This is a genomic window from Micromonospora maritima (assembly GCF_902825405.1).
In the GTDB taxonomy this organism is placed as follows: Bacteria; Actinomycetota; Actinomycetes; order Mycobacteriales; family Micromonosporaceae; genus Micromonospora; species Micromonospora maritima.
Map to the genome: position 1 here is coordinate 1 of NZ_CADEAU010000871.1, position 1,225 is coordinate 1,225.

Below are 1,225 nucleotides of genomic sequence, written 5' to 3' on the forward strand. Positions count from 1 at the left end.
CGTGAAGTCCTTCAACGACACCCAACCCGACTTCGGGGTGGCCAACGGACCGGTCGAACTCCAGCGGTAGCTCGACGGGAGGGTGCACGTGCCGGGCGGTGTCGTCGTCGGCGTGGGTGTCGGCGTCGGCGAGCCGGTCGGCGAGGTCGTGGGCGACGTGGTCGGGGTGGTGGTGCCGCCGGTGCAGGTGACGCCGTTGAGGGCGAAGCTGGTGGGGGCGGGGTTGCTGCTGGTCCAGGCGCCGTTGAAGCCGAACGAGGTGGTGCCGTTGGTGGGGATGGTGCCGTTGTAGTCGACGTTGCGGGCGGTGACGGCGGCGCCGTTCTGGGTGACGGTGGCGTTCCATGCCTGGGTGACGGTCTGTCCGGCGGCATAGGACCAGGTGAGTGTCCAGCCGGACACGGGGTCGCCGAGGTTGGTGATGGTGACGTTGGCGCCGAAGCCGCCCTGCCACTGCGACGGGACGGTGTAGGTCACGGCGCAGCCGGCGGCGGCCGCGCCGGCCGGCAGTGCCACGGCGACTCCCGCGGACGCCAGGAGCACGGCACCGGCCGAGGCCAGGGCGGCACTGGCCTTTCTGGATCTGGACATGATGGATCCTCCTGTGGTGGCGGCGGCTCACGCGTGCGGTGGGGTGACGGCTATGTGAGCGTTAACAGCCGTGTCGGACATGCTACGGGAGCGCTCCCATGCACTCAATGGGTGAACGTCGATGAATGGCGGTGACCGACGCCCGGCGGGGTCCGTGAAGGGTCAGGAGGTGGCGCAGGGGGCGGAGTCGACGGCGCAGCCCTCCGGGGCGTCGTGCAGGGGGTCGGGATCGCGCACGTCGAAGCGGATCGTGGTCGATCCACCGGCCGGCAACGCGTCACCGGTGAACGTGACCACGACGCCGTCCTGCGCCGCCTCGGCGCCGCTGACCGAGCCCAGCGTGGCACCCTCGCCGAGCGTCACCGTGACCGTCCAGTCCGGTCGGGGCGTCGACCCCGGATTGCCCAGCACCACCTGGCCCCGGTAGCCGAACACCCGGTCGTTGACCGTCTCGTAGGTCGCGGTCAGCGGGACCGGGGCCGAGGGCGTCGGGCTCGGCGTACGGCTGGGGGAGCGCGACGCGGACGGTGACGGCGACGGGCTCCGGCGGCTGGCGCTCGGCGTGGGCCGCGCGCTCGTGGGACGCGCGGAGGCGGCGGTGGGAGAGGGCATGACCAGCGGCGGCGGCGACACC

Annotated in this window: 1 protein-coding gene and 1 pseudogene; both read right to left on the reverse strand. The window is 72.5% G+C overall.

Going from position 1 to position 1,225, the window contains the following annotated elements; translation table 11 throughout:
- Window positions 1–591 (reverse strand): non-reducing end alpha-L-arabinofuranosidase family hydrolase (locus HUW36_RS33155; RefSeq protein WP_174531616.1); only part of this gene is annotated, 591 nt, incomplete at its 3' end.
- A gap of 162 nt (window positions 592–753) precedes the next feature.
- Window positions 754–1,225, reverse strand: a pseudogene (locus HUW36_RS33160) (cellulose binding domain-containing protein); the annotation flags it as partial.